This window comes from Bacillus sp. FSL K6-2865, from assembly GCF_040311405.1.
GTDB classification, from domain to species: Bacteria; Bacillota; Bacilli; order Bacillales; family Bacillaceae; genus Bacillus; species Bacillus velezensis.
The window spans coordinates 3351609-3375069 of record NZ_CP152036.1 but is presented as its reverse complement, the minus strand read 5'-3'; the positions used below and the strand labels follow the sequence as shown (position 1 = coordinate 3375069).

Sequence of the window (23461 nt, the reverse complement as noted above, 5' to 3'; positions counted from 1 at the left end):
TCTGAGTGAAAAAGAAACAATCGTCTGCGAAATTTGCGGTGATACTGACGTTAATCGTTGTCGTTTTATTTGCGGCCATCGTAATTATTAACAACCAAACGGAAAAAGCGGGCGAAACAGTCGCCGAACAGCCTTCCATTAAAGGACAGCCCGTGCTCGGCAAAGACAGCGCGCCTGTTACGGTAGTTGAATTCGGAGATTACAAATGTCCGTCATGCAAAGTATTTAACAGCGATATCTTTCCGAAAATCAAAAAAGATTTTATCGATAAAGGCGACGTGAAATTTTCATTTGTGAACGTCATGTACCACGGAAGCGGCTCGCGTCTGGCGGCTCTTGCTTCAGAAGAAGTGTGGAAAGAAGACCCGGCATCATTCTGGGCATTCCATGAAAAGCTGTTTGAACAGCAGCCGTCAAGCGAACAGGAATGGGTCACGCCTGCATTGCTTGAAAAAACGGTCAAAAGCACTGCGAAAAAGGTTGATCCTGACAAGCTGAAGGAAAACCTTGATAAAGAGACATTTGCAAAAGAGCTGAAAGCTGACACTGACCTGAATGATAAATTAAACATTACGGCGACACCGACGATTTACGTAAATGACAAGGTGATTAATGACTTCTCTAAATATGATGAGATTTCAAAAACGATTAAGAAAGAGCTGAAAAATGAAAAATAGAATCGTATTTTTATATGCTTCTTGGGTGATTGCTCTTGCTGCTATGCTCGGCAGCCTTTATTTCAGCGAGATCAGAAAATTCATACCGTGCGAGCTGTGCTGGTATCAAAGAATTCTCATATACCCGCTTGTCCTGATTTTAGGAATCGCCACCTTCCAGGGTGACACGCGCGTAAAAAAATACGTGCTGCCGATGGCCGTCATCGGCGCGTTTATATCGATCATGCATTACCTTGAGCAGAAGGTGCCCGGTTTCAGCGGCATCAAGCCGTGTGTCTACGGCGTGCCTTGCTCATCTGAATATATTAACTGGTTCGGTTTCATTACCATTCCTTTCCTGGCATTGACGGCATTTATTCTCATTATTATCTGCATGTGTTTTGTCAAAACGGAACGCACGGCAAAATAAAGAGCCTGCTCCATGGGAGCGGCTCTTTTTCTATTATTTGTACCAAGCTTTGTTTGTCTCAATCTGTCTGTTATGGGAGCTGTCCCAAATATCCACGGAATAGGCATAATCATAATTCATGACGCAGCGGATGCCGCTGCCTTGGGCGTCATGCTGAAGTCCGAAGTTATGGGAAAACTCGTGCTGTGCCGCTTTCGCCGTGTTGGCCGTTCCTTGATCAAGGTTCACGCTGAAAGCCGGGCCGCTCGGTTTGCCGTTATATACATACGCGATACCGCCGGCGTCAAAACTTGATTTTGCGGTAAAACCGACGACAAAATGATAATTTTGATTTCTGAAGCTGCCTTGGAGATTCGATAAAATCTGAGAACTGTTTGAGCCGGAGGAATTCCAAGCCTGCACAGCCTGTACGACGAAATCAATGTTGTGATCACGGTTAAAAGCAACATCGGCCTGCTCCACGATCTGGACGATTCGCGTTTGCCAGTCGCTGTATTTGGCGCGGTATTCAGCGTCCGCCACCGCCAGCACTCTGACCTTCTGAGAGCCCGTGCTGGCTTTAGTTGAGGCTTTATCCTGACTGACATTGGCATTGAATCGTTTCGTGCCGACCTGCTTGCCGTTTTCATCCAGAATTTTTGTGTCAACCGTCTGTTCGACTTGGACCGGGCCCTTCAGATCTTTAAAATGATCGGCTTTCGGAAGCGGGTCCGTATACACCGTTTTCGCCGGCTCCGCATGAGTGTGCGAATGCGTATGGCTTTCGGCTGACGGCAGGCCGGGAATTAATCCGGCGGCCAATAAAACAGGAAAAACAAGTGAACTGATTTTCATCTCATAACCCCCTTTTTGTTAGAGAAAGTATTCAATGAAACTTCCAATAAACCTCCCAAAATAGTATAAAATAGGTAAACGTTCTTGCTCCCAGCCGTTGCGAGTGAGGTTGTCCCGGGTTAGGAATCAGAATCTTTCAAAAATAAGGTTGATTTTAAGAGAAAGCGATTATAAAATCTAATGGTCGTCAGAAAATTTAACAAATAAAAAGGAGCATATGGAATGGCCTGGGAGCTGCTTAGTGTAATCGGCATCATTGCGTTTGCGGTCAGCGGAGCGATTGTTGCGATGGAAGAGGAGTATGATATTTTAGGCGTGTATATCTTGGGGATTGTAACGGCGTTCGGCGGAGGAGCGATCCGAAATCTGCTGATCGGTGTTCCGGTCTTCGCCTTGTGGGAGCAAGGCGCGTTTTTTCAAATCGCTCTCGCATCAGTTACGATTGTCTTTTTGTTTCCGAAGCTGCTGTTAAGGCATTGGAGTAAATGGGGCAACCTATCCGATGCCATCGGGCTTTCGGCGTTTGCCATCCAAGGCGCTTTATATGCCGTGAAAATGGGCCATCCGCTCAGTGCGGTAATTGCGGCAGCGGTCCTGACCGGAAGCGGGGGCGGCATCATACGGGATTTGCTCGCGGGCAGGAAGCCGCTTGTGCTCAAGGCGGAAATTTACGCGGTCTGGGCCGCGCTCGGAGGGTTAATCGTGGGCCTCGGCTGGGCCGGGGATGCCGCCGGTTTGTATGTGCTGTTTCTTGTGCTTGTGGCATGCCGCATCTGCAGTTATGTGTTCAGGTGGCGCCTGCCGAATCGTTCCTATCATATAGATCAGTAAAAAACCGATTTCACAAACGAAATCGGTTTTTTTTGCATAACGGCTTCTGATAAAAAAAGACGCCCGATATGATAAGAAAAAGGGTATTTGACCATAATGCTGAATAATATGTTGCATATATGTTTGTATGATGAAAGCCGGATTTGTCAGCTTGATGTCGGAGGTGCCGCTGATGGCAAAACGTGATAAAGAGTGGAAAGAAGAGCAGGAAAGAATCAATTTTGTCATGAAGGAACTGGAACAGAAACAAACTCATCTTGAAGCCTCATCGGGCGGATTGAAGCAGGATATTGTCGGGCTGAGAAAAACGTTTTGGGATGATGTCACCGTGAATATGGATGACGCCCATGAAGCGGCTGAGACATTTTCAAGCATTAAACAGCAGGCAGAAATGCTTTCAGAACGTGAACGGACGCATCGGCTTCAATACCGGCAGCTTCAAAAAATCCAAAAGCTGAAAACCTCTCCTTACTTCGGCCGTGTCGATTTTACGGAAAAAGGGGAGTCTTCTTCCGAGCGGATTTATATCGGGCTGACTTCTTTGATGGATGAAAACAACGAGCAATTTCTCATTTATGATTGGCGCGCGCCCATCTCATCTCTTTACTATCAATATTCCCCGGGAAAAGCCCGCTATGAAGTTCCCGAAGAAACGATAGAGGGAGACATCACACTGAAGCGGCAGTTTATCATTAAAAACGGGACGCTTAAAGCGATGTTTAACACGGATATGACGATTGGTGACGAAATGCTGCAAGAGGTGCTGAGTGGGCATTCCGGACAGCATATGAAAAACATCGTGTCAACCATCCAAAAAGAACAGAACGAAATCATCCGGGATGAAAAAAGCAAATATCTCATTGTTCAGGGAGCCGCCGGAAGCGGGAAAACATCCGCGGCGCTTCAGCGGGCCGCTTACTTGCTGTACCGCGGTCGCGGGGTGCTTGATGCCCGTCAGATTGTATTGTTTTCCCCGAACATTTTGTTCAACAGTTATGTTTCCGCCGTATTGCCGGAATTGGGAGAAGAGAATATGGAGCAGGCCACCTTTCAGGAATATATCATCCGCCGGCTCGGACGAAAGTTTGATTGTGAAAGCCCGTACGAGCAGCTTGAATATTGCCTGACTGAACAAAATCAGGACGCACTTTCTGTAAGGCTTGCAGCCATTGCTTACAAAGCGTCATCAGCTTTCGAGTCCATGATTGACCGCTACGCCGGCTCGCTTTCCGGCTCGGGTCTGATGTGTAAACAGATCAGCTTCCGGGGAGACATCCTGATTTCAAAAGAACGGATTGAAGCCTATTTTTATTCGCTTGATCAGCAGCTGCCGATTCCGAACAGAGCGGAGCTGACAGCGGAATGGCTTCTCGCGGAAATCAGCGCTCTCGAAAAAAAGGAGCGTAAGAAGGAATGGGTCTTGCAGGAGAGCGAGCTGCTTGATAAGGAAGACTATGCTGAGGTTTATCAAACACTCAAGAAGCAGGCGGCAGATGATGATGAACCTGCATTTGACGACCATCAGCGCGAACAGCGGCTGCTTGGCGCCATTATTGTCGGCAAAGCCTTTAAACCGATTAAGCAGGCCGTCAGACGGCTCGGCTTTCTCGATATAAAACGGATGTATCTCCGGCTGTTTTCAGACTGGGGAGCTGATGAAAAGCCCGATCATTGGGAGAGCATCGGCGCTTTGACCAGAAACGCATTTGCAGAACGGTCACTTCCGTATGAAGATGCCGCTCCGTATCTGTATTTGCAGGATCTGTTAGAAGGAAAAAGAAAAAACACACAAATGAAGCACGTCTTCATTGATGAAGCGCAGGATTATTCTCCATTTCAGCTGACGTATATTCAAAGCATCTTCCCAGCTGCAAAGATGACGGTGCTCGGTGATGTCAGCCAGTCGATTTATGCCCACACCATTACGGGCCCTTCTTCCCTCGCCGGCTGCTTTCGCAATGGTGCAGAAAAGTATGTCAGCCTGAAGCGGACTTACAGATCGACGCGGCAGATTGTTGAATTTACGAAAGCGCTGCTGGCTGACGGTAATGACATTGAGCCATTTAACCGGAACGGGGAAAAACCGCGTGTTTTGCGGACGGATACAGAAAATGCGCGGCAGGAACAATTGGCGGATACAATCCAGGAGCTCAGACAAAAAGGCTGGGAGACGGTCGCCGTCATCTGCAAAACGGCCGCGGAAGCCAAAAAAGTGTTTCAGGCGGTCAGCGCCGAGAGCGGTGTCCGCTTGATCAATAAAGAAAACCAGCCTTTTCAAAAAGGGGTATGCGTCATTCCCGTTTATTTGGCAAAAGGCATTGAGTTTGACGCCGTCATTGCTGCTGACGCCTCTGCTGCCCAGTACAAAAGCGAACATGACCGTAAGCTGTTATATACGGCCTGTACGCGCGCGATGCATCATCTGACCGTATTGTCTCCGGGAGAACCCTCTCCTTTTATTAAAGAAGTGCCCGCCGGCTTATTCGTGTAAGCCCTTTGCCAAGTGCAAAGGGCTTTTTACCATTAGTAATCTTAATCGTTGTCATCATGATTATATATTTTACTTACATACAAACTTTCGGTAAAGTTTCAATTAGAATATTATTTTGACAATTCCTATAGAAATAACGTACGTTACGTTTAATTCCTTGTGAGGTGGATATCGTTGCAACTTCAGGTCATGAACAGTCCGTTTAATCAGGAGCAGGCAGAGCTCCTTAACCGCCTTCTGCCGACCTTGACAGAATCACAGAAAATCTGGCTGAGCGGTTATTTGGCTGCGGCCCGGTCCGAATCCGGTGAAACGGCCGCGCCCGCTGCTCCGGCTCCTGCAGAAAGCCCGGCAGTTTCAAGAGAAGTGACCGTATTATACGGATCGCAAACGGGAAATGCGGAAGGTCTTGCGAAACAGACGGTAAAGACGCTTGAGGAACGGGGATTTCAGGTCACCGTCGCGTCGATGAACGATTTTAAGCCGAATAATCTGAAAAAAATAAACAATTTACTGATCGTGGTGAGCACGCACGGAGAAGGCGATCCGCCGGATAACGCGCTGGCCTTTCATGAATTTCTTCACGGCAGACGCGCGCCGAAGCTTGAAGCGCTCCGTTACTCCGTTTTGGCGCTCGGGGACAGCTCGTATGAATTTTTCTGCCAGACCGGCAAAGAGTTTGACGAGCGTCTTCAAGAGCTCGGCGGCACCCAGCTTGCGCCGCGGGTTGATTGCGATCTTGATTATGATGAGCCGTTTTCGGAATGGCTTGACGCGGTCATCGGCGGTTTGAACGAAGGAGCGGGAAATCAAACAGCCGAAGCGCCTGCCGAGACGCCGGCTCTCGGTGAATCCGTTTATTCCAGAACGAACCCGTTTCGGGCGGAGGTTCTTGAGAACATCAATCTGAACGGACGCGGTTCGAATAAAGAAACACGCCATCTCGAGCTTTCGCTTGAAGGGTCGGGCCTCGCGTATCAGCCCGGAGACAGCCTCGGCATCTATCCGGAAAATGATCCGGCGCTCGTTGATGAGCTGATCAATGAGCTGAAATGGGACCCAAAACAGGAAGTGGCGGTGAATAAACAAGGAGAGCGCCTCCCGCTGAAAGATGCGCTTACTTCTCATTTTGAAATAACCGTCTTAACAAAACCGTTCCTGCAAAAGGCCGCACAGTTTACGGCTGACCAAAAGCTGAGTGAACTTCTGGCCGAAGGAAACGAAGAGCAGCTGAAAGCGTACATCAACGGCCGTGATCTGCTTGATCTCGTCCGGGATTTCGGGCCGTGGGAAGCGACAGCGGAAGACTTTCTTTCCATCCTGCGTAAAATGCCGGCCCGGCTCTATTCGATCGCAAGCAGTTTAGAAGCGAATCCGGAAGAGGTGCATCTGACAATCGGAGCGGTCAGATATGACGCGCACGGCAGAGAACGAAAAGGCGTCTGCAGCATTCTGTGTGCGGAAAGACTCCAGCCGGGAGATACGCTTCCGATTTACATTCAGCACAACCAAAACTTCAAGCTGCCGGAAAACCCGGATACACCGATCATTATGGTCGGGCCGGGGACAGGCATCGCGCCGTTCCGTTCCTTTATGCAGGAGCGTGAAGAAACCGGAGCTGAAGGGAAAACATGGCTGTTTTTCGGGGATCAGCACTTTGTCACTGATTTTCTGTACCAGACGGAATGGCAAAAATGGCTGCAAAACGGTGTTCTCACAAAAATGGACGTCGCTTTTTCCCGGGATTCGGAGGAAAAAGTATATGTGCAGCACCGCATGAAAGAACAAAGCAAAGAGCTTTATGAATGGCTGCAGCAGGGAGCCGCCGTATACATCTGCGGTGATGAACAGCATATGGCGCATGACGTGCACCAGGCGCTTCTCGATATCATTCAGGAAGAAGGCGGCATGAGCCGTGAAAAAGCGGAAAGCTTCCTGGCAGACATGCAGCAGAAAAAACGCTATCAGCGTGACGTATATTGATTTTGGTTTGAAAGGAGCTTATTCAGCATGGTGAACAACATTTTAAAAGCGCCGGAAGGCCCTCCAAGTGATGTTGAGGAAATTAAAGAAAAAAGTGATTATTTGCGCGGCACATTGAAAGAAGTCATGCTCGACCGGATTTCAGCCGGCATCCCGGACGATGACAACCGGCTGATGAAGCATCACGGAAGCTACTTGCAGGATGACCGCGATCTCCGTAATGAACGTCAAAAACAAAAGCTTGAACCGGCTTATCAGTTCATGCTGCGCGTTCGGATGCCAGGCGGCGTGTCAACTCCGGAACAATGGCTTGTTATGGATGAACTGGCGCAAAAATACGGAAACAATACATTGAAGCTGACAACGCGTGAAACGTTCCAAATGCACGGAATTTTAAAATGGAACATGAAAAAAACGATTCAGAAAATCAATGCGGCGCTGCTTGATACCATTGCGGCCTGCGGAGATGTCAACCGAAACGTCATGTGCGCTTCAAATCCGCACCAGTCTGAAATTCATGCGGAAGTATACGAATGGTCGAAGAAATTGAGCGATGACCTTCTTCCGCGCACGAGAGCCTATCATGAAATCTGGCTTGATGAGGAACGTGTGGCGGGCACTCCTGACACGGAAACGGAACCGATGTACGGGCCGCTGTACCTGCCGCGGAAATTCAAAATCGGAATCGCCGTGCCTCCGTCCAATGATATCGATGTCTTTTCTCAAGATCTCGGCTTCATTGCCATCGTGGAGGAAGGCCGTCTTATCGGATTCAACGTTGCAATCGGCGGCGGTATGGGAATGACGCACGGCGATAAGGCCACTTATCCGCAGCTTTCAAAAGTCATCGGCTTCTGCAAACCGGAGCAGCTGTATGATGTAGCGGAAAAAACCATTACGATTCAGCGCGATTACGGAAACCGTTCCGTCAGAAAGAATGCCAGATTCAAGTACACTGTTGACCGTCTCGGGCTGGAAAACGTAAAAGCCGAGCTGGAAAACCGCCTCGGCTGGCAGCTGGATGAAGAGAAACCTTATCATTTTGACCATAACGGCGACCGTTACGGATGGGTGAAGGGTGTAAAAGGTAAATGGCACTTTACGATGTTTATCGAAGGCGGCCGCGTCACGGACTATGAGAATTATAAGCTGATGACGGGATTACGAGAAATCGCCAAAGTCCATACGGGAGATTTCCGTCTCACCTCTAATCAAAACCTGATTATCGGCAATGTCTCGAGCCAGAAAAAGAAACAAATCAGCGCATTAATCGAACAATACGGTCTGACAGACGGCCGGCAGCATTCCGCCCTCCGCCGCAGTTCAATGGCTTGCGTCGCGCTTCCGACATGCGGGCTCGCCATGGCCGAAGCCGAGCGCTATCTGCCGAAATTGATTGATAAGATTGAAGACATTGTTGACGAAAACGGGCTGCGGGATGAAGAAATCACCATCCGTATGACCGGGTGCCCGAATGGCTGCGCCCGCCATGCGCTCGGCGAAATCGGATTTATCGGAAAGGCGCCCGGAAAATATAATATGTATTTAGGAGCGGCGTTTGACGGCAGCCGTTTGAGCAAAATGTACCGGGAAAATATCGGTGAAGAGGAAATTCTGAATGAGCTTCGCACCATTCTCCCGCGCTACGCGAAAGAGCGTGAGGAAGGCGAACACTTCGGCGATTTCGTTATCCGCGCCGGCATCATTAAAGCGACGACAGACGGCACGAATTTTCACGAATAAGATGAGCACTTAAAACCAAGGATAGAGACACACTGACGGTGCGTTCTCTATCCTTTACTAAGCAGCATAAACGCTGCACCGCGTCATGAAACAGATGACGCAGCTTGCGAAAAAGCCTGTTTTCAGAGAAAACAGGCTTTTTCTTTTTCCGGAAAAAATGTAGCTGAAGCCAAAAAAGTTCGCCGTGAGCACGTTATGAGAAATTTTAAATAAAAACGGGTAAAATAAAAGAAGAATGGTTGCGTGCGGAAAATATATGGAATCTGCCCGATCATCGGCTCCGGCCTTTGGCAAAGGCAGAGAACAGGCAATAATGATATGATGCAGCAGATGAAGGAGGTCATGCTTTGGACATATTTTTAGTCGTACTCGTACTTTTAACCATCATCGCGATCTCAAATATCGTAAATCGGTTTGTCCCCTTTATCCCGGTGCCTTTGATTCAGGTGGCGCTCGGTATCATTGCGGCGTCATTTCCGCAGGGGCTTCATTTTGAACTGAATACCGAATTGTTTTTTGTTTTGTTTATCGCTCCGCTGCTTTTTAACGATGGAAAACGGACGCCGCGTGCGGAACTTTGGAATTTAAGAGCGCCGATTCTGCTGCTTGCGCTCGGGCTCGTGTTTGCCACGGTGATTGTCGGCGGTTACACGATTCATTGGATGATTCCGAGCATCCCGCTGGCTGCCGCGTTCGGGCTGGCGGCGATACTGTCACCGACTGACGTTGTCGCGGTCAGCGCGCTGTCAGGGCGAGTGAAGATGCCAAAAGGCATTCTGCGTCTCCTTGAAGGAGAAGGACTGATGAATGACGCATCCGGCCTGGTCGCTTTTAAATTTGCGATTGCGGCTGCCGTGACGGGCGCATTTTCGCTGGCGCAGGCCGCCTTCAGTTTCGTTCTGATTTCAGCCGGCGGTTTACTCAGCGGTGTCGTCATTTCTTTTTTGATTATCCGTTTCCGGCTGTTTTTGCGCCGCCTCGGCATGCAGGATGTCACGATGCATATGCTGATTCAAATTCTGACGCCGTTCGTCATCTATCTCGCGGCTGAAGAAATCGGCGTTTCCGGCATTTTAGCTGTTGTGGCCGGCGGCATCACGCATGCGGTGGAGCAGGACCGTCTTGAATCAACGATGGTCAAATTGCAAATCGTCTCTTCAAGTACGTGGAATATTATTTTGTTCATTCTGAACGGTCTTGTTTTCGTTATTTTAGGGGCGCAAATACCGGATGTGGTTTCCGTCATCTTTAATGATACCGCGTTTAACAATATGATGGTCATCGGGTACATTATCGTCATTACGCTGACGTTAATGATTCTCAGGTTTTTGTGGGTGCTGTTTTTTTGGAACGGCAAGTGGTTTTTTAACAAGGATCAGAGCATTTATAAACCCGGCCTGCGCTCGACCCTGCTGATTTCGGTTTCAGGCGTCAGGGGAGCGGTCACGCTTGCGGGTTCCTTTTCCATTCCTTACGTGCTCTCTGACGGCTCACCGTTTCCTGAACGGAATTTGATTCTCTTTTTAGCCGCAGGTGTTATTATGTGCACATTGGTGCTGGCGACAATCGTACTGCCGATTTTGACAGATAAGCCGGAAGACAATGTGAAAGAGAAGAAAGTCAAATTGCTGACAGCGAGACGGAAGCTGATAAAGGCAGCCTTAACGGCCATTAAAGAAAATATGAATGAGACAAACAAAACGGCTTCTTTTGCGGTTATTGCCGAATACAATGAGAAAATGAAAAATCTCAGGTTTCAGCAGTTCACCGTCAAAAACCGCACGAAAAAAGATGAGCGGAAAGTCCGCGCCCAAGGGATACAGGCTGAACAAGAAGAATTGCTGCGGCTGATTGAGCGGGGCGACATACCGGAAGAAACGGCTGACAGCCTTCAGGAACGGTTTGATGAACTGGAAGTGCTGTATACGAATCCGTTTAAAGTCGGCTTATCTAAGAAAAAGCTGAAACGCCTGATGTACTGGATCTTTTTCGGTGAACAAAAAAAGCCGGAAATGACGATTTTAAATGAAGAAGGCCTCATCCGCGCCACAAGGGTTAAAACGGCAAAAGCGGCCATTGAAAGCCTGAAAAAACACATGACTGAAGAAAATAAAGATGTGACGCTTGCCGTCATTTCCTTTTACAATCACTTGATTTTCAGGCTGGGGCACTCGTATCACGAACAGAGTCCGAGCCGCCGTTTTGAAAATCAAAAACTCGAAATCAAACTGCGGGCCGTGCAGGCCATCCGCAACGAAATCCAAACATTGTTCGAAGAGCGGGAAATTTCCCGCGATATGTCACATGAGCTTCGCCAATACATCAATGATGTGGAAGCGGCCATGCTTGACGGAGATGAATAAATCAAAAAAGTCCGGCATCTGTCGCCGGACTTTTTTTGATTACGGACGATGGAATTCGACGTGATCGCCGTCGCGGTCAAACCAGCCTCTGAAGGCCCAGTTGATCCAGCCGCCATCACCTTTATTGGTGAAGCTTCCGTCTTCAAACACCCAAATGCCGTACGTGATGCCGTCATAAACGGCGGAACCGTAAAACTGAACACCGTTAAAATGATCTTCATATTCCTGGCTTAAATTAAACACCATGACGTTATATTTTTGTCCGGAAGCGTAGAATGAAGATTCCATTAAGTTTTTGACGAAGCCGTCACGGTTTTGCGCCGACTTAATCGCGTCAGCAATCGAATTGCCGATGCCGAGCAGGTCAACGTCAATGTTTAATCCGACATCTTTTGCTGAGACATCTGATGATTGCTGTGCCATGTTTTGAGGGACCGGGGTTTCTTTTGCGGATACAAAGGACAGAGGAGTCAGAGACAAAGCGGCGCCAAGGGCAACGGATATCGGGATACGCATACGTTTCATATGATTTCCTCCTTCAATTGTGTGGTGGCTACAGTAGCGATTTACCCGGACAGTTAACCGGTTAACCGGAATTTTTGAAAAATAGGAAAATAATAACGGAAGTGGTGCTTGGGCACTAAAGATGGTTTTTGTGATAACGATGAGCGTATAATTGGTTTCTTACGGCGGAAATGTGAGATAATAATAACCGTTTACATAATGACTAGAAAGGATGGTTCAACGTGGCAAAAAGCTTAAAAGATACTGTAAAGCTTCATAATGGCGTTGAAATGCCGTGGTTCGGCCTTGGCGTCTTCAAGGTGGAAAACGGAAGCGTAGCGGCGGACTCCGTCGAAGCGGCAATCAGAAACGGCTACCGCAGCATTGATACGGCGGCTATTTACAAAAATGAAGAGGGTGTCGGCGAAGGCATCAGAGCTGCGGGCGTTGCCAGAGAAGAGCTGTTCATCACGTCAAAAGTGTGGAATGAAGATCAAGGATACGAAACGACACTTGACGCGTTTGAGAAAAGCCTTGAGCGCCTCGGCCTCGATTACCTCGACCTTTACCTGATTCACTGGCCGGGCAAGGATAAATATAAAGACACATGGCGCGCTCTTGAAAAGCTGTACAAAGACGGCAAAATCCGCGCCATCGGCGTCAGCAACTTCCAAGTGCATCATTTAGAAGAACTGCTGAAAGATGCTGAAATCAAGCCGATGGTCAACCAGATTGAATTCCACCCGCGCCTGACTCAAAAAGAAGTAAGAGATTTCTGCAAAGCGCAGGGCATTCAAGTGGAAGCATGGTCTCCATTGATGCAGGGACAGCTTCTCGATAACGAAGTGCTGTCACAAATTGCGGAAAAACATAACAAATCGGTTGCTCAAGTGATTTTGCGCTGGGATCTTCAAAACGAAGTCGTTACCATTCCGAAATCGATTAAAGAGCACCGCATCATAGAAAATGCCGATATTTTTGATTTCGAACTGTCACAGGAAGAAATGGAAAAGATCAGCGCATTGAACAAAGACGAGCGTGTCGGCCCGAATCCGGACGAGCTTCTGTTCTAAGAAAAAACAGCCCTTTACGGGGCTGTTTTTCTTTACATAAATGTCTGTGTCTGACGTTTTACGCTGAACCTGTATGCGGCTATTAATAACAGGGCGGCGGCGAAGGCTCCCAAAATGATGATGTTCAGCATCAGGCTTTGGAACGTGCGGCCTTGCTGCAATTGATCCACCGTATCGAGCACCCAGCGCTGAGGCAGAAATTCGGCGATTGTCTGCACCGTTTTCGGCATAATATTGCCCGGAAAGAAGCAGCCGGCCAGCAAGCATGTCGGCACGACGATCAAATTCAAAAGCGCCGATGCCGAAGCGCTGCTGGTGGAAAAACCGACGGCAATAAAGGCGACCCCGATCGCGCTTAATGCAAACAGCATCATCAGGACGAACAGCTGCCACAGCGGGAATGACGGATGAATATGAAAAGCGGCGCCCATAAAGAGAACGGCGAATAGAATTTGGACGGCCATGATAATGATATTCACCGCCGCGTTCGCCAATACATACTGCTTTGATGTGATCGGCGTTGACAGAAGCCTGTAGTATGTCCTGTTTTCTCTCTCTTTAATCATCAGTTCCGTCAGGTTGCCGGCGGAATAGAGCATAATGATAATGAGATACCCGATGACTGAGTAGGTCATTTCTTTATGGTTCGATGTATCTTGTAAAACAGCGGACTCCGTTTGAATGGGAGAATGCTTGAAATCGGCGTACATCGCCTGAAAGGCCTTTGCGTCTCCGCCGGAGGATTTGCCGATTGAGGCGATGCTGTTCATATAATTGTACAAATAAGAGCTGACATATCCGGTGACCTGGGCGCCTTTCAGCGAGGTCATGCCGATGTGAGACGGTTTCCCGTCTTTTACGCTTTGGGAGAAGCCTTTTTCAAACGTAATGAGCGCCTCCATTTTTCCTGAAGCGATTTTTGATGTGGCGGACGCAGCCGTTTCCTCCGAAATCTTCACATGATCCAGTCCTTTTAAAAACGCGGCCGTATCCTGCGCCACTTCTCCGCCGTCTTGATCGAGAATGCCGATATTGAGCGTTTCGGCTCCGCCGTTGGCATTGGTCATGAAGGAGAGGAAGACGCCGATCAGCGGAGCCCCGATATAAAGAATGAGCTGTTTTTTGCTTTTTGTAATCCCTTTGAGAGTGTGCGCAAACAGCCACCAGAAGTTTTTCATATTACAGTCCCTCCCGTCTTTGAAACGTAAATGCGGCGATCAGCAAAAAGAGTGCCGCCAATGCTGTATTTAAACCGAGTGCAGGCCATGCCGCTGATACATCATTTGCGTAAATGATGTTGTTAATCGCCTTATTGATCCAGGATAAGGGCGACAGGGCGGAAATTCCTCCGCCTTCATATTTGTAATAGGCGCCGCCGATAATGGACATCACCTGAACGATGATGACGGTGATTAATCTGGCGCTTTCGGGTTTTCTGGTCAAATAGCTCAGGCTGAGCCCGAAGCTGACGGCCAAAAGAATTTCAGAAACGAGAATCAAAAGCACAAGTCCCATGTGGCTGCCCCAATTCGCTTTTAAGATAAATTTGCTGAAGGCGACAACGGCAAGAATCGTCAGAACATTCACAGCCAAAATGCCGAGCATCTTTCCGAGAAAGATATCGCTTTTCCGGAGCGGGGCGGCGATCAGGCGATCTGCGGTGTGCCGTATTCTTTCCCCGCGGAATAAGGTGCTTGCAAAAATCGAGGCGTACAGCCCGATCATCGTCGTCATGGATATCGCGTAAAAATCTTTCGCTTTCGGTTCTTTCGCTTTGTGTAAAGACGTCTGCTTCATATAATCGCTTTTGATTTGTCCGGCGGAAGGCGCCTTATGCGCCTTGTAAGCGGCGGCGCCTGCTTTGTATTGATTGGTAAAAGCGGTCAGCATGCCTTGGACGATCGTGCCGTTTATGCCGCTCCGGTCATTTGTAAAGACTTGAAAACCGGTGTTTTTTACAGTGACGAAAGCATCCGCCTGATTTTCTCGAACCTCGTTTTTGCCTTTTGCCTCCGTGTCCGCTTTTTGAAAATAGACATGCTCTTTTTTGGCGGCTTTCATAAACTCAGTAAAATCATGAGAAAGAGGGCCGTTTGACTGGTCCGTATATACGACCTCGATGTTCCCGACCGTCACCTCTGAATCAAAGGCGTTTGATAATGCCGCAGTGAAAATCAGCATGAAGACGATCGGAAAAGCAAGCATGAAAATAAAAGTCCGTCTGTCGCGGAAACTGATTTTGATTTCTTTCCCGGCGATGTGCAGAATATTCATTTGCAATCCTCCTTTCAGTGAGGTCAGTCGCGCAGGCTTCTGCCTGTCAGCGTGAGAAATACCGTTTCTAAGTCAGGGGCCTGTTCCTGCAAGGAGCGGATTTCAATTCCTTTGTCCATGAAGTACCGGATCAGGCGGTTTAAATTGTTGACCCCTGTGTCAGAGCTGATTTTCACGCTGTTTTCTTCCAGTGTGGCGGCTCTGACGCCTGGCAGCTCCTGAATATCGCCAAGGCTGATGCCGTTTCCGGATGACAGCTCAATCACGACGTCCTTCGTGTCGGTAATGATGGAGGTCAGCTGTTCTTTTGTGCCTTCTGCGATGACTTTTCCGTGGTCGATGATGGCGATGCGTGTGCATATTTCTTCCACTTCCTCCATGTAGTGGCTCGTGTAGATGATCGTGCAGCCCATTTCATTCAGCTTTTTCACTGATTGCAGAATATAATTTCTTGATTGCGGGTCAATGCCGACCGTCGGTTCATCCATGATGATCAGTTTCGGCCGGTGGGCAAGAGCGCACGCAATATTGAGCCTGCGCTTCATTCCGCCGGAAAAATGCTTCGGCAAATATTTGTGTTTATCGCTCAAGCCGACGAATGTCAGGGCTTCCTCGACCCGTTCTTTCAGAGCCGCCCCTCTCAGGCCGTACAGCCCGGCGAAGAACTTCACATTTTCATAGGCGTTTAATTCTTCGTAAATCGCGAGGTCCTGAGGGACGATGCCGATATTCATTTTCGTTGCTTTGCTATATTTGAAAATATCTTTTCCGAGGAACAGAATGTCTCCGCCTGAAGGTTTTAAAAGGCCTGAGATCATATTGATCGTCGTGCTTTTTCCGGCTCCGTTTGCGCCGAGAAACCCGAAAATCTCACCTTCTTTTACGGCAAGCGACATCTGGTCAACGGCGGCATAATCACCGAATTTCTTACTCAGCTGTTTGAGCTCCAAAATGTTCATGTTTCCACCTCTATGTCTTATGATGCTCTTATTATAAAAAAAAGAATGAACGGCCGTTAGTGCAGCTGTTCATTCCTTTGACATGAGAATCTTCATATTTTTCACATGAAAACATTCACTTATTCAACCGGAAGCAATGTCGTGACGGAAAAACCGGCCGTGCCGTCAAAAATAACGGTTCCGTGCAAAACGGCCGCCCGTTCTTCCATACCGAGCATGCCGAGGCCTTTTTTAAAGCGGCCAGCGCCGTTTCCGTTATCTTTCACTTCCGCTTTTACGGCTTTGTTCAGCACATGGACATCAATGAAAATCTGTGTGGCATCGGCGTATTTCATTGCATTGGTCAAGGCTTCGGTTACGTTTTCCTGAATGACTCTCCAATGCATTTGCGTCAGTCTGTCCAAATCGCCTTGATGCGTAAACGGAACCGGCATCCCGTTTTTGGCCGAAAATTCATCAATAAACGTTCTTAATCTGTGAATGCCCATTTGTTCAGCGGGAGGTTTCATATTTTTAAGCGTAATGCGGATATCCTCTATGCCTTCTTTGGAAATGGTAATGGCGTTTTGGAGCAGTTCAGCCGCTTTGTCCGGATGGGAGCCGAGCATCCGCTTCGCCGCTTCCATCTGAATGAGCGCGCCTGTCATGGAATGGCCGATTTTGTCATGGATGGCTTGGGACAACCTGTTTCTTTCTTCGAGTTTGCCGGTATACTCCGATTGTTTGATATATTCTGTGCTGCTGTGCAGCTGTTTCGTCAGTTTTTCAATGCTTGAGCGCATATTGTCTGACTGCTCTTCATATTTTTTCAGCCGGTCGCTGGACCGGGCGGCCAAAACGAATATCGCCAAGCAGAACAAGGTCATGACGATATAAGTCGGAAGGTCGCCGTACGGGACAAATAAAAACGGCAAAAACACGAGCAGGCAGAACACATAGCGGTGAACCGGATATTCGGCAAGAACGGCAAAAATGGCGGGCGGCAAAAGAAATAGAAACGCCGGATGGCCTAAGGCGGAAAGCCAGGCGGTCAATGCCAGCGCCATGAGGGTGACCCCGCGCCTCCAAGCGGGCGGCCTGATCATGCAGACCGCAATGCCCAAAGACAGATAAAGCAGCAGAAACAAGACGGCATACGGCGTGTAAGGGCGGTCTGCCGATACGAACAAAAAAGACGTATAAAAAATGGCAATCAGTCTGCTCATCAGCATCCAAAAATCCATACCGTTCAACGCCCGTTATCCACCTTCCCGGTGATATAATAAATCGCGATCTGCGTTCTGTGCTCAAGCCCTGTTTTCCCTAAAATAGATGAAATATAATTGGCCGTCGTCCCTTCAGAAATGAAAAGCTGTTTTGAAATTTCCCTGTTCGACAGTCCTTTCGCAATAAGCGACATGATGCTGAGCTCTCTTTCAGTAAACTGGCTTTCATCAATCTGATGCGCGGCTTCCGCCGGCCGGAAAAGGCTGTCTTTTATTTTATCCAGCACGGTGTCCTGAAGAATGCTGTGTCCGTTGAAAACGCTTTTGATCGCATCGCGTATCCGTTCCGGTTCGGTGTTTTTTAATAAATATCCTTTCGCGCCGTTTTTAATCGCTTCTAAAATATACTCATCGTCGTCAAATGTCGTCAGGATCATCGGCTTCGTATCCGTTTCCTCCGCAATCCGTTTTGCGGCTTCGACGCCGTTCATCACCGGCATGCGGACGTCCAGCAAGGCGATATCGACGGGATTGTGTTTACAATACTCGGCCGCCTCCAGGCCGTTTTCCAACGTTGCCGATACAGTAAATTCCTCATATGTATGCAAAATGATTTTCATTCCTTCTCTGATGAAAGAATTATCATCCGCGATAATGACATTAATCTTCATGGCCGCACCCTTTGTGTGTTTTTTGTTTCATTATATACCATCCGATTTTAAATCAAAAAGCCTTCCGGCGAAAGGTGCGCGGAAGGCGGATCGGTCAAGCGGGTTTTTTCAATTGAATGAAAAACAGCATCAGGAAAGAAATGATCACTATACAGATCACCCACACCCAGGCGAGTGTTTCATTGCCGGAGTCCATCGCGACGTAAATCGCTGTCGGCAGCGTTTGGGTGACGCCGGGAATATTTCCCGCAAACATTAAAGTCGCCCCGAATTCACCTAGCGCCCTTGCAATACTGAGAATGCTTCCGGTCAAGAGGGAGGGAAAGGCAAGCGGGACGGAAATACGGGTGAACACCTGCCATCTGCCGGCTCCGTCTACTTTCGCCGCTCCCTCGATGTCAGCATCAACCGCGGCGAAGCCCGTTTTAGCGGACTGATACATAAGCGGGAAGGCAACAATGGCCGAAGCGATCACCGCGGCCGACCACGTGAAAATGACGGGCTGGTGAAAAATCCGCTCAATCGCCCGGCCGATAAAGCTGTGTTTCCCGAAAATGATAATGAGAATGAAGCCGACAACGGTAGGCGGAAGAACGAGCGGGAGCATAAACAGGGTCTCCACAGCCGTTTTTCCGGGAAATCGCGCTTTCGCCATCCAGGCGCCGGCAAGCGTCCCGAGAATGATGACGGCGATGCCTGATGCCAAAGCCACCTCAAAAGACAATACGACTGGGGTGAAAAATTCCGAAGCCGTAATGTTACTTGGCAGTAAATCCATATTTCTTAAACACTTTCATTGCTTCATCTGACTGCAGATACTGATAAAACGCTTCTGCTTCTTTACGGTGCTTTGTATCCTTGACGATGCCGAGCGGATAAACGATCGGATCGTGCGTTTTCGCCGGCGCTTCATCGGTGATTTTCACCTTTTTCGAAATCAGCGCGTCTGTTTTATAGACAAGCCCGGCATCGACATTTCCGGTTTCAACATAAGAAAGCACCTGGCGAACGTCTTTTGCATAGACGACTTTATCTTTTACCTTGTCCCACAGGGATAATGCCGTCAATGACTGTTTGGCGTATTGTCCGGCCGGAACGGATTCAGGCGTGCCGAGCGCGATTTTTTCCGCGCTGTCTTTTTTCAGGTCATTCAGATGTGTCAGGTGTGCGCTGTTTTTCTCAGGCACGATCATGACGAGATCATTTTTCAAAAGATCCGTGCTGTCCTTTTTGTCGATATCTCCGTCATGAACGAGCTTTTCGAATTTATCTTCGGCTGCCGAGAAGAATAAATCAGCTCCCGCGCCTTGTGAAATTTGTTTTTGCAATGTGCCTGATGATCCGAAGTTGTCTTGAATGGTTACGTTTGAATGTGATTTTTCGTAGTTGGTCTGGATTTCTTCAAGTGCATCCTGAGCGCTGGCTGCCGCAGAAACGGTCAGCGTGACTTTTTCGTTTTGTCCGCCTTTGGACGATTGTCCGGATGAGCAGCCCGCAGTTGCCAGGAAAACGGCCATAGCCGCAGTTGTGAGTAGTGTCGCTTTCTTTTTCAACATTGTGCACCCCTTATAGCTAAATATCATTAGATCAAACTAATTATAACGCAATTGTACGTGATGGTGCGGTTTTTTTTCAATATCTGAACAGTTATAATAAAAACGGAGCGTGATAATATGACAGAAGCCACTTCCTATACAATAGAAGAAGTTGCGGGCCTTTTGAAGGTCTCCAAACTGACAGTATATGATTTGATAAAAAAAGGACTCATTCCGGCGTACAGGGTCGGAAGACAGATGAGGGTCGATGAAGAGGACTTAAAACAATATAAAGCAAACATGAGAATGTCAAAAAAGCCATCCGCAGCAGAAGCGCCTGACCCGTCCCGCGGGCGGGAGCCGGAAAAAAGGCAGTCCGTTATCATCAGCGGGCAGGATGTGTCGATGGACCTCCTCAGCAAACAGCTGGAACAAACAATACAGGCGGCTCCGCTCCGCAAGTACAGCGGCAGTTTGAACAGCCTGATCGAGATGTACCGCGGAGCTTGTGACATCGTCAGTCTGCATTTGTACGATGGGGAGACGGGGCAGTATAACATCCCGTATGTGAAGCGCATTCTTTCAGGGGAGCCGTTTGCGCTTTTTCATGTCGTGCTGCGGCAAGCCGGATTATATGTGAAAAAGGGAAATCCGCTGAACATTCAGGGCTTTCAGGATTTGAGCCGAAAGGATGTCCGTATCGTCAATCGCGAAAAAGGATCAGGCGCGAGGGTGCTGCTGGATGAACAGCTCAGATCTTTCGGCATTACGCCGTCTGATGTCGCCGGCTATCATGACATTGTCACGGATCATCTGTCAGCGGCTTCACAAGTATCAAGCGGAAAGGCGGATATCGGAGTCGGGTCGCAGCATGCGGCGCATATGGCGGGCACGGACTTTATCCCGGTGATCAGTGAGCAGTACGATGTGGTCGTCTTAAAACAAAACCGGGAGCTTGTTCAAAGCGTGCAGGACATTCTCAATTCTGAGGAATTCAAGTCTCAGCTTTCTCAATTATCCGGATATGATACGAAAATGACCGGACGGCTCATATATGAAACATGAAAAATCCCTCCATATAACGGAGGGATTTTTTTATTGCTTATAAAACCGCAGCAGGTCGCCGTTTAATATTTTATCGGAAAGCATCAGCTCTTGTTCCGCTTTTTCTTTCTCATCGCTGCACGCGCTCATGTCAGAAAGCGGTTCACCCGTTTTACGGCTGTAACACGTATTTTTCGTATAAATATGATCATCCGTGATAAAGCTGCCGTTTCTCAGCACCGCAAACGGGGTCCGCTCTCCGGAAAACAGATCATTGCCGAACTGAATGCTGCCTTTCGTTTCAATGCCGAGCAGGTGAAGCAGCGTCGGTCTTACATCAACCTGTCCCGCGGCCGAAGCAATCGTTTCCGGCGCACGGTCGGTCACCCCGGGAATATGAATGATAAACGGCACGCGCTGAAGCTGAACCGTATCAAACGGAGTGATTTCCTCTTTCCCTAAGAATTCGGCAAGTCCTTGATTATGGGCTTCGGATATACCGTAATGATCTCCCATCAGGACGATCATCGCGTTGTCATACAGTCCTTCTTTTTTCAGCTTCTTGAAAAAGTGTTTCAGGGCCTCATCTTCATAGCGGACCGTCGTCACATAGCGGTTTAATAACTCGCTGCTTGTGTCCGGTTCCTCAATGAGCTGATCCTGTTTATCAATTTCAAAAGGAAAATGGTTGGTCAAAGTCAGCAGGCTCGCGTAAAACGGCTGCGGAAGCTTCTTTAATTTTTCCGCTGACTGTTCGAGAAATTCCTTGTCCTTCAGGCCCCAGCCTGTTGAATTTTCCTGTGTCACCTTAAATTCATCCGCGTCGAAAAAACGGTCGATTCCGAATGCCCCGTACATCTGATCCCGGTTCCAAAAGGCCTTATGATTGGCATGCAGAACGGCTGAATAGTATTGACGGTCTTTTAACATATGGTACATCGTATTGAACCGGTGGCCGCTTTTTGTGAAAAAAACGGCGCCGCTTGAAGACGGATACAGCGAATTCGCAGTAATGAATTCTGAATCTGAGGTTTTTCCCTGTTCAGTCTGCTGATAAAAATGAGTGAAGTCATAACTTTTTTTCCGCAGTTTATTTAAAAACGGGGTAATCTCCCGTCCGTTGACCCGCTCATCCATTACAAAACGCTGGGTTGATTCGAGCGTTACAAAAATCACATTGCGCCCCTTTGCGAGCCCGAACTTTGATTCGGACGGCCTGCTGTAGTCGGCTTGAGTGTAATTCGCGACCGCCGCAAGGCTGTCTTCGTCGGCAAACGCTTTAGCCCCTGCATTCAGCGTCTGCGAAATGGTGTCATACAAATGAAAGTGGAACAGGCCGATTCCTTTTACGAGCGCTTCACGATCAAAAGGGTGCTTGAACAGCTTCGGCTGCTCAGCCTCAGACAGCGCAAGGTTGCACAGCATGAGGCCGGCTGATGCCCACGCATACGCTTTAACGGTACGGGTGCTGGCTTTCCCTTTATCGGCTTTATGTCTTTTACCAAGGTAAAACAAAACCGCAATATCCAAAAATAAAGCGATATAAAGCGGGTGAAACAGCTCTTGGACGCTGCTTCCCATATCACCCATATTGCTCGCCTGAAACAAAACCGGTATGGTGATAAAATCAATATAAAACCCGTAAAACACCGTATTCGCGATTAAAATTCCCGTCAGCATCACATTTGCCGAAAGCAGAAAGATCCGCTGTTTTTTTTCTGTCAGCAGCAGGGCGATGCCGAACAGCGGCACAATGAAGCTCAGCGGATTAATGAGAAGCAAACATTCCTCAAGAACCGAGTTGTTCTGCAGATCAAAACCGAGCTTATAAACGGCATAGGTTTTCATCCACATGAACAGGATGGACAGGCATAAAAACCGATGATTGCTGAAAAAGGTTTTCTTCATATGTATGACTCCTCACCCTAAAAGCGAAAGATGCTTTTTGTTTAAGAGATGCGGCCGTGAACCAGTTCGTATAAATAATAGCAGGATACAATCGTTAAGCCGGCCAGCACAAGCTGCTCCGAAAAACTCCCCGTTCTCATATAAAGGGGAAGACGGAAGCGGATGGCGGACGGAAACAGCAGTTTAATGCCGTTGACGGTCCATGCGTCAAGCACAAGATGACTCGCCATTCCGATCATCAGTCCGGCGGAAATGCTCGGATTCGGAATATAGGTTGCCGTAATGAAAAACATAATAAGCATAAACAGCAGGCTGTGTGTAAACGTTCTGTGGCCGAACACCGTGCTTACGATTTTGGACAGAACGGGCAGCGTTCTGCCGATTTTGCTTTTCGTATGGCATATGTCGGGAATCAGCGCCCCGAGGGCACCCGCTGAGGTCATAAGGACCGGATCATACCCGTAATAATACGCAATTGCGGAACAAGAAGCGATGCCTCCCATGATGTGTGTTTTTCCTGTCATTTTTCGCTTCTCCTTTTTATTTTTGCCAAAATCCCCTGAATTACAAATATATCAAGAGAATGCATGTTTGATCAACAAACTTTACCTGTTCCGCCAAAAGGAAGGAGACGGGGATTCCGCATATTCTGCCGCGGAAAAAGACACATTATAGGTGTACCTATATTTGATAAAGAGGTGATACAGATGGCTTTCTTTAACAAAGAAAAAGGAAAAAACAGCGATAAAAACAAAAACGTCATTCAAGGCGCGCTTGAAGACGCCGGTGCAGCTCTGAAAGACGATCCGCTTCAAGAAGCTGTTCAAAAGAAAAAAAACAACCGCTGACCATATAAGACGGGTAGGGCGAACGCTCTATCCGTTTTCATCTAATTTTTCCCTTTGACAGATCTTTTTATCTCTGATAACCTCTGAGTAGAATTGAATGATAAAAATC

The 23461-nt window shown here is 48.2% G+C and carries 21 protein-coding genes; 10 read left to right on the top strand and 11 right to left on the bottom strand.

Going from position 1 to position 23461, the window contains the following annotated elements:
* The first annotated feature begins 5 nt into the window (after nt 1-5).
* Nucleotides 6-677: a DsbA family protein gene (locus NYE42_RS16725; protein ID WP_012118444.1), complete on the top strand. Its 672-nt coding sequence runs from the start codon at nt 6-8 to the stop codon at nt 675-677.
* Complete coding sequence (locus NYE42_RS16720; protein ID WP_039253854.1) at nt 667-1086, top strand: disulfide oxidoreductase; 420 nt, start codon at nt 667-669, stop codon at nt 1084-1086. Before NYE42_RS16725 ends, NYE42_RS16720 begins: the two co-directional genes overlap by 11 nt.
* A gap of 33 nt (nt 1087-1119) precedes the next feature.
* Here the strand turns inward: NYE42_RS16720 and NYE42_RS16715 are convergent, their stop codons facing one another.
* Nucleotides 1120-1920 (bottom strand): zinc-dependent metalloprotease, encoded by an 801-nt coding sequence (locus NYE42_RS16715; protein ID WP_015418210.1) that lies wholly within the window; start codon nt 1918-1920, stop codon nt 1120-1122.
* Nucleotides 1921-2142: 222 nt separating this feature from the next.
* On the opposite strand from NYE42_RS16715, the gene NYE42_RS16710 reads away from it, so the two are divergent.
* From NYE42_RS16710 to NYE42_RS16690, 5 genes are all read left to right on the top strand, one after another.
* Complete coding sequence (locus NYE42_RS16710; RefSeq protein WP_039253855.1) at nt 2143-2751, top strand: trimeric intracellular cation channel family protein; 609 nt, start codon at nt 2143-2145, stop codon at nt 2749-2751.
* 172 nt (nt 2752-2923) lie between these two features.
* The gene (helD, locus tag NYE42_RS16705) at nt 2924-5242 is read left to right on the top strand and encodes an RNA polymerase recycling motor HelD (protein ID WP_039253856.1); all 2319 of its coding nucleotides are present in this window, start codon (nt 2924-2926) and stop codon (nt 5240-5242) included.
* Nucleotides 5243-5416: 174 nt separating this feature from the next.
* On the top strand, nt 5417-7225 hold the full coding sequence (locus NYE42_RS16700) for an assimilatory sulfite reductase (NADPH) flavoprotein subunit (RefSeq protein ID WP_007410019.1): 1809 nt from the start codon (nt 5417-5419) through the stop codon (nt 7223-7225).
* 27 nt (nt 7226-7252) lie between these two features.
* Nucleotides 7253-8968, top strand: coding sequence for an assimilatory sulfite reductase (NADPH) hemoprotein subunit (gene cysI / locus NYE42_RS16695; protein WP_039253860.1), 1716 nt, complete (start codon nt 7253-7255; stop codon nt 8966-8968).
* Nucleotides 8969-9315: 347 nt separating this feature from the next.
* A complete protein-coding gene (locus NYE42_RS16690) occupies nt 9316-11331 on the top strand; it encodes a Na+/H+ antiporter (RefSeq protein WP_039253862.1) in 2016 nt (671 codons plus the stop codon).
* A 39-nt stretch (nt 11332-11370) separates the two neighbouring features.
* Here NYE42_RS16690 and NYE42_RS16685 read toward each other — a convergent pair whose 3' ends face one another.
* Nucleotides 11371-11856, bottom strand: a complete 486-nt coding sequence (locus NYE42_RS16685) for a hypothetical protein (RefSeq protein ID WP_039253864.1) — start codon at nt 11854-11856, stop codon at nt 11371-11373.
* A 221-nt stretch (nt 11857-12077) separates the two neighbouring features.
* On the opposite strand from NYE42_RS16685, the gene NYE42_RS16680 reads away from it, so the two are divergent.
* Nucleotides 12078-12908, top strand: coding sequence for an aldo/keto reductase (locus NYE42_RS16680; protein ID WP_007410023.1), 831 nt, complete (start codon nt 12078-12080; stop codon nt 12906-12908).
* A gap of 32 nt (nt 12909-12940) precedes the next feature.
* Here NYE42_RS16680 and NYE42_RS16675 read toward each other — a convergent pair whose 3' ends face one another.
* The 7 genes from NYE42_RS16675 to modA form a co-directional block, all read right to left on the bottom strand.
* Complete coding sequence (locus NYE42_RS16675) at nt 12941-14086, bottom strand: ABC transporter permease (RefSeq protein WP_039253868.1); 1146 nt, start codon at nt 14084-14086, stop codon at nt 12941-12943.
* A gap of 1 nt (nt 14087) precedes the next feature.
* Entirely contained in the window at nt 14088-15182 is a 1095-nt protein-coding gene (locus NYE42_RS16670) for an ABC transporter permease (protein ID WP_039253870.1), read from the bottom strand.
* Between the two features lie 23 nt (nt 15183-15205).
* Nucleotides 15206-16141 carry an ABC transporter ATP-binding protein gene (locus NYE42_RS16665; RefSeq protein ID WP_020956334.1) on the bottom strand — a complete coding sequence of 312 codons (936 nt, stop codon included), beginning with the start codon at nt 16139-16141 and terminating at the stop codon, nt 15206-15208.
* A gap of 119 nt (nt 16142-16260) precedes the next feature.
* Complete coding sequence (locus NYE42_RS16660; RefSeq protein WP_327942197.1) at nt 16261-17364, bottom strand: sensor histidine kinase; 1104 nt, start codon at nt 17362-17364, stop codon at nt 16261-16263.
* 5 nt (nt 17365-17369) lie between these two features.
* A complete protein-coding gene (locus NYE42_RS16655; protein WP_007410028.1) occupies nt 17370-18017 on the bottom strand; it encodes a response regulator transcription factor in 648 nt (215 codons plus the stop codon).
* A gap of 94 nt (nt 18018-18111) precedes the next feature.
* The gene (modB, locus tag NYE42_RS16650) at nt 18112-18795 is read right to left on the bottom strand and encodes a molybdate ABC transporter permease subunit (RefSeq protein ID WP_014305804.1); all 684 of its coding nucleotides are present in this window, start codon (nt 18793-18795) and stop codon (nt 18112-18114) included.
* Complete coding sequence (gene modA / locus NYE42_RS16645; protein WP_040238895.1) at nt 18776-19573, bottom strand: molybdate ABC transporter substrate-binding protein; 798 nt, start codon at nt 19571-19573, stop codon at nt 18776-18778. The genes modB and modA overlap by 20 nt, the downstream gene beginning before the upstream one ends.
* Nucleotides 19574-19690: 117 nt before the next feature.
* Between modA and NYE42_RS16640 the strand changes: the two genes are divergently transcribed.
* On the top strand, nt 19691-20617 hold the full coding sequence (locus NYE42_RS16640) for a substrate-binding domain-containing protein (protein WP_043020702.1): 927 nt from the start codon (nt 19691-19693) through the stop codon (nt 20615-20617).
* Nucleotides 20618-20647: 30 nt separating this feature from the next.
* Here the strand turns inward: NYE42_RS16640 and NYE42_RS16635 are convergent, their stop codons facing one another.
* Both NYE42_RS16635 and NYE42_RS16630 read right to left on the bottom strand, forming a co-directional pair.
* Nucleotides 20648-22504 carry an LTA synthase family protein gene (locus NYE42_RS16635; protein ID WP_352426595.1) on the bottom strand — a complete coding sequence of 619 codons (1857 nt, stop codon included), beginning with the start codon at nt 22502-22504 and terminating at the stop codon, nt 20648-20650.
* 41 nt (nt 22505-22545) lie between these two features.
* Nucleotides 22546-23028, bottom strand: a complete 483-nt coding sequence (locus NYE42_RS16630; protein WP_003151759.1) for a metal-dependent hydrolase — start codon at nt 23026-23028, stop codon at nt 22546-22548.
* A 183-nt stretch (nt 23029-23211) separates the two neighbouring features.
* Here NYE42_RS16630 and sspJ point away from each other — a divergent pair, with 183 nt between their 5' ends.
* Nucleotides 23212-23352 (top strand): small acid-soluble spore protein SspJ, encoded by a 141-nt coding sequence (gene sspJ / locus NYE42_RS16625; RefSeq protein ID WP_007410034.1) that lies wholly within the window; start codon nt 23212-23214, stop codon nt 23350-23352.
* Nucleotides 23353-23461 lie beyond the last annotated feature (109 nt).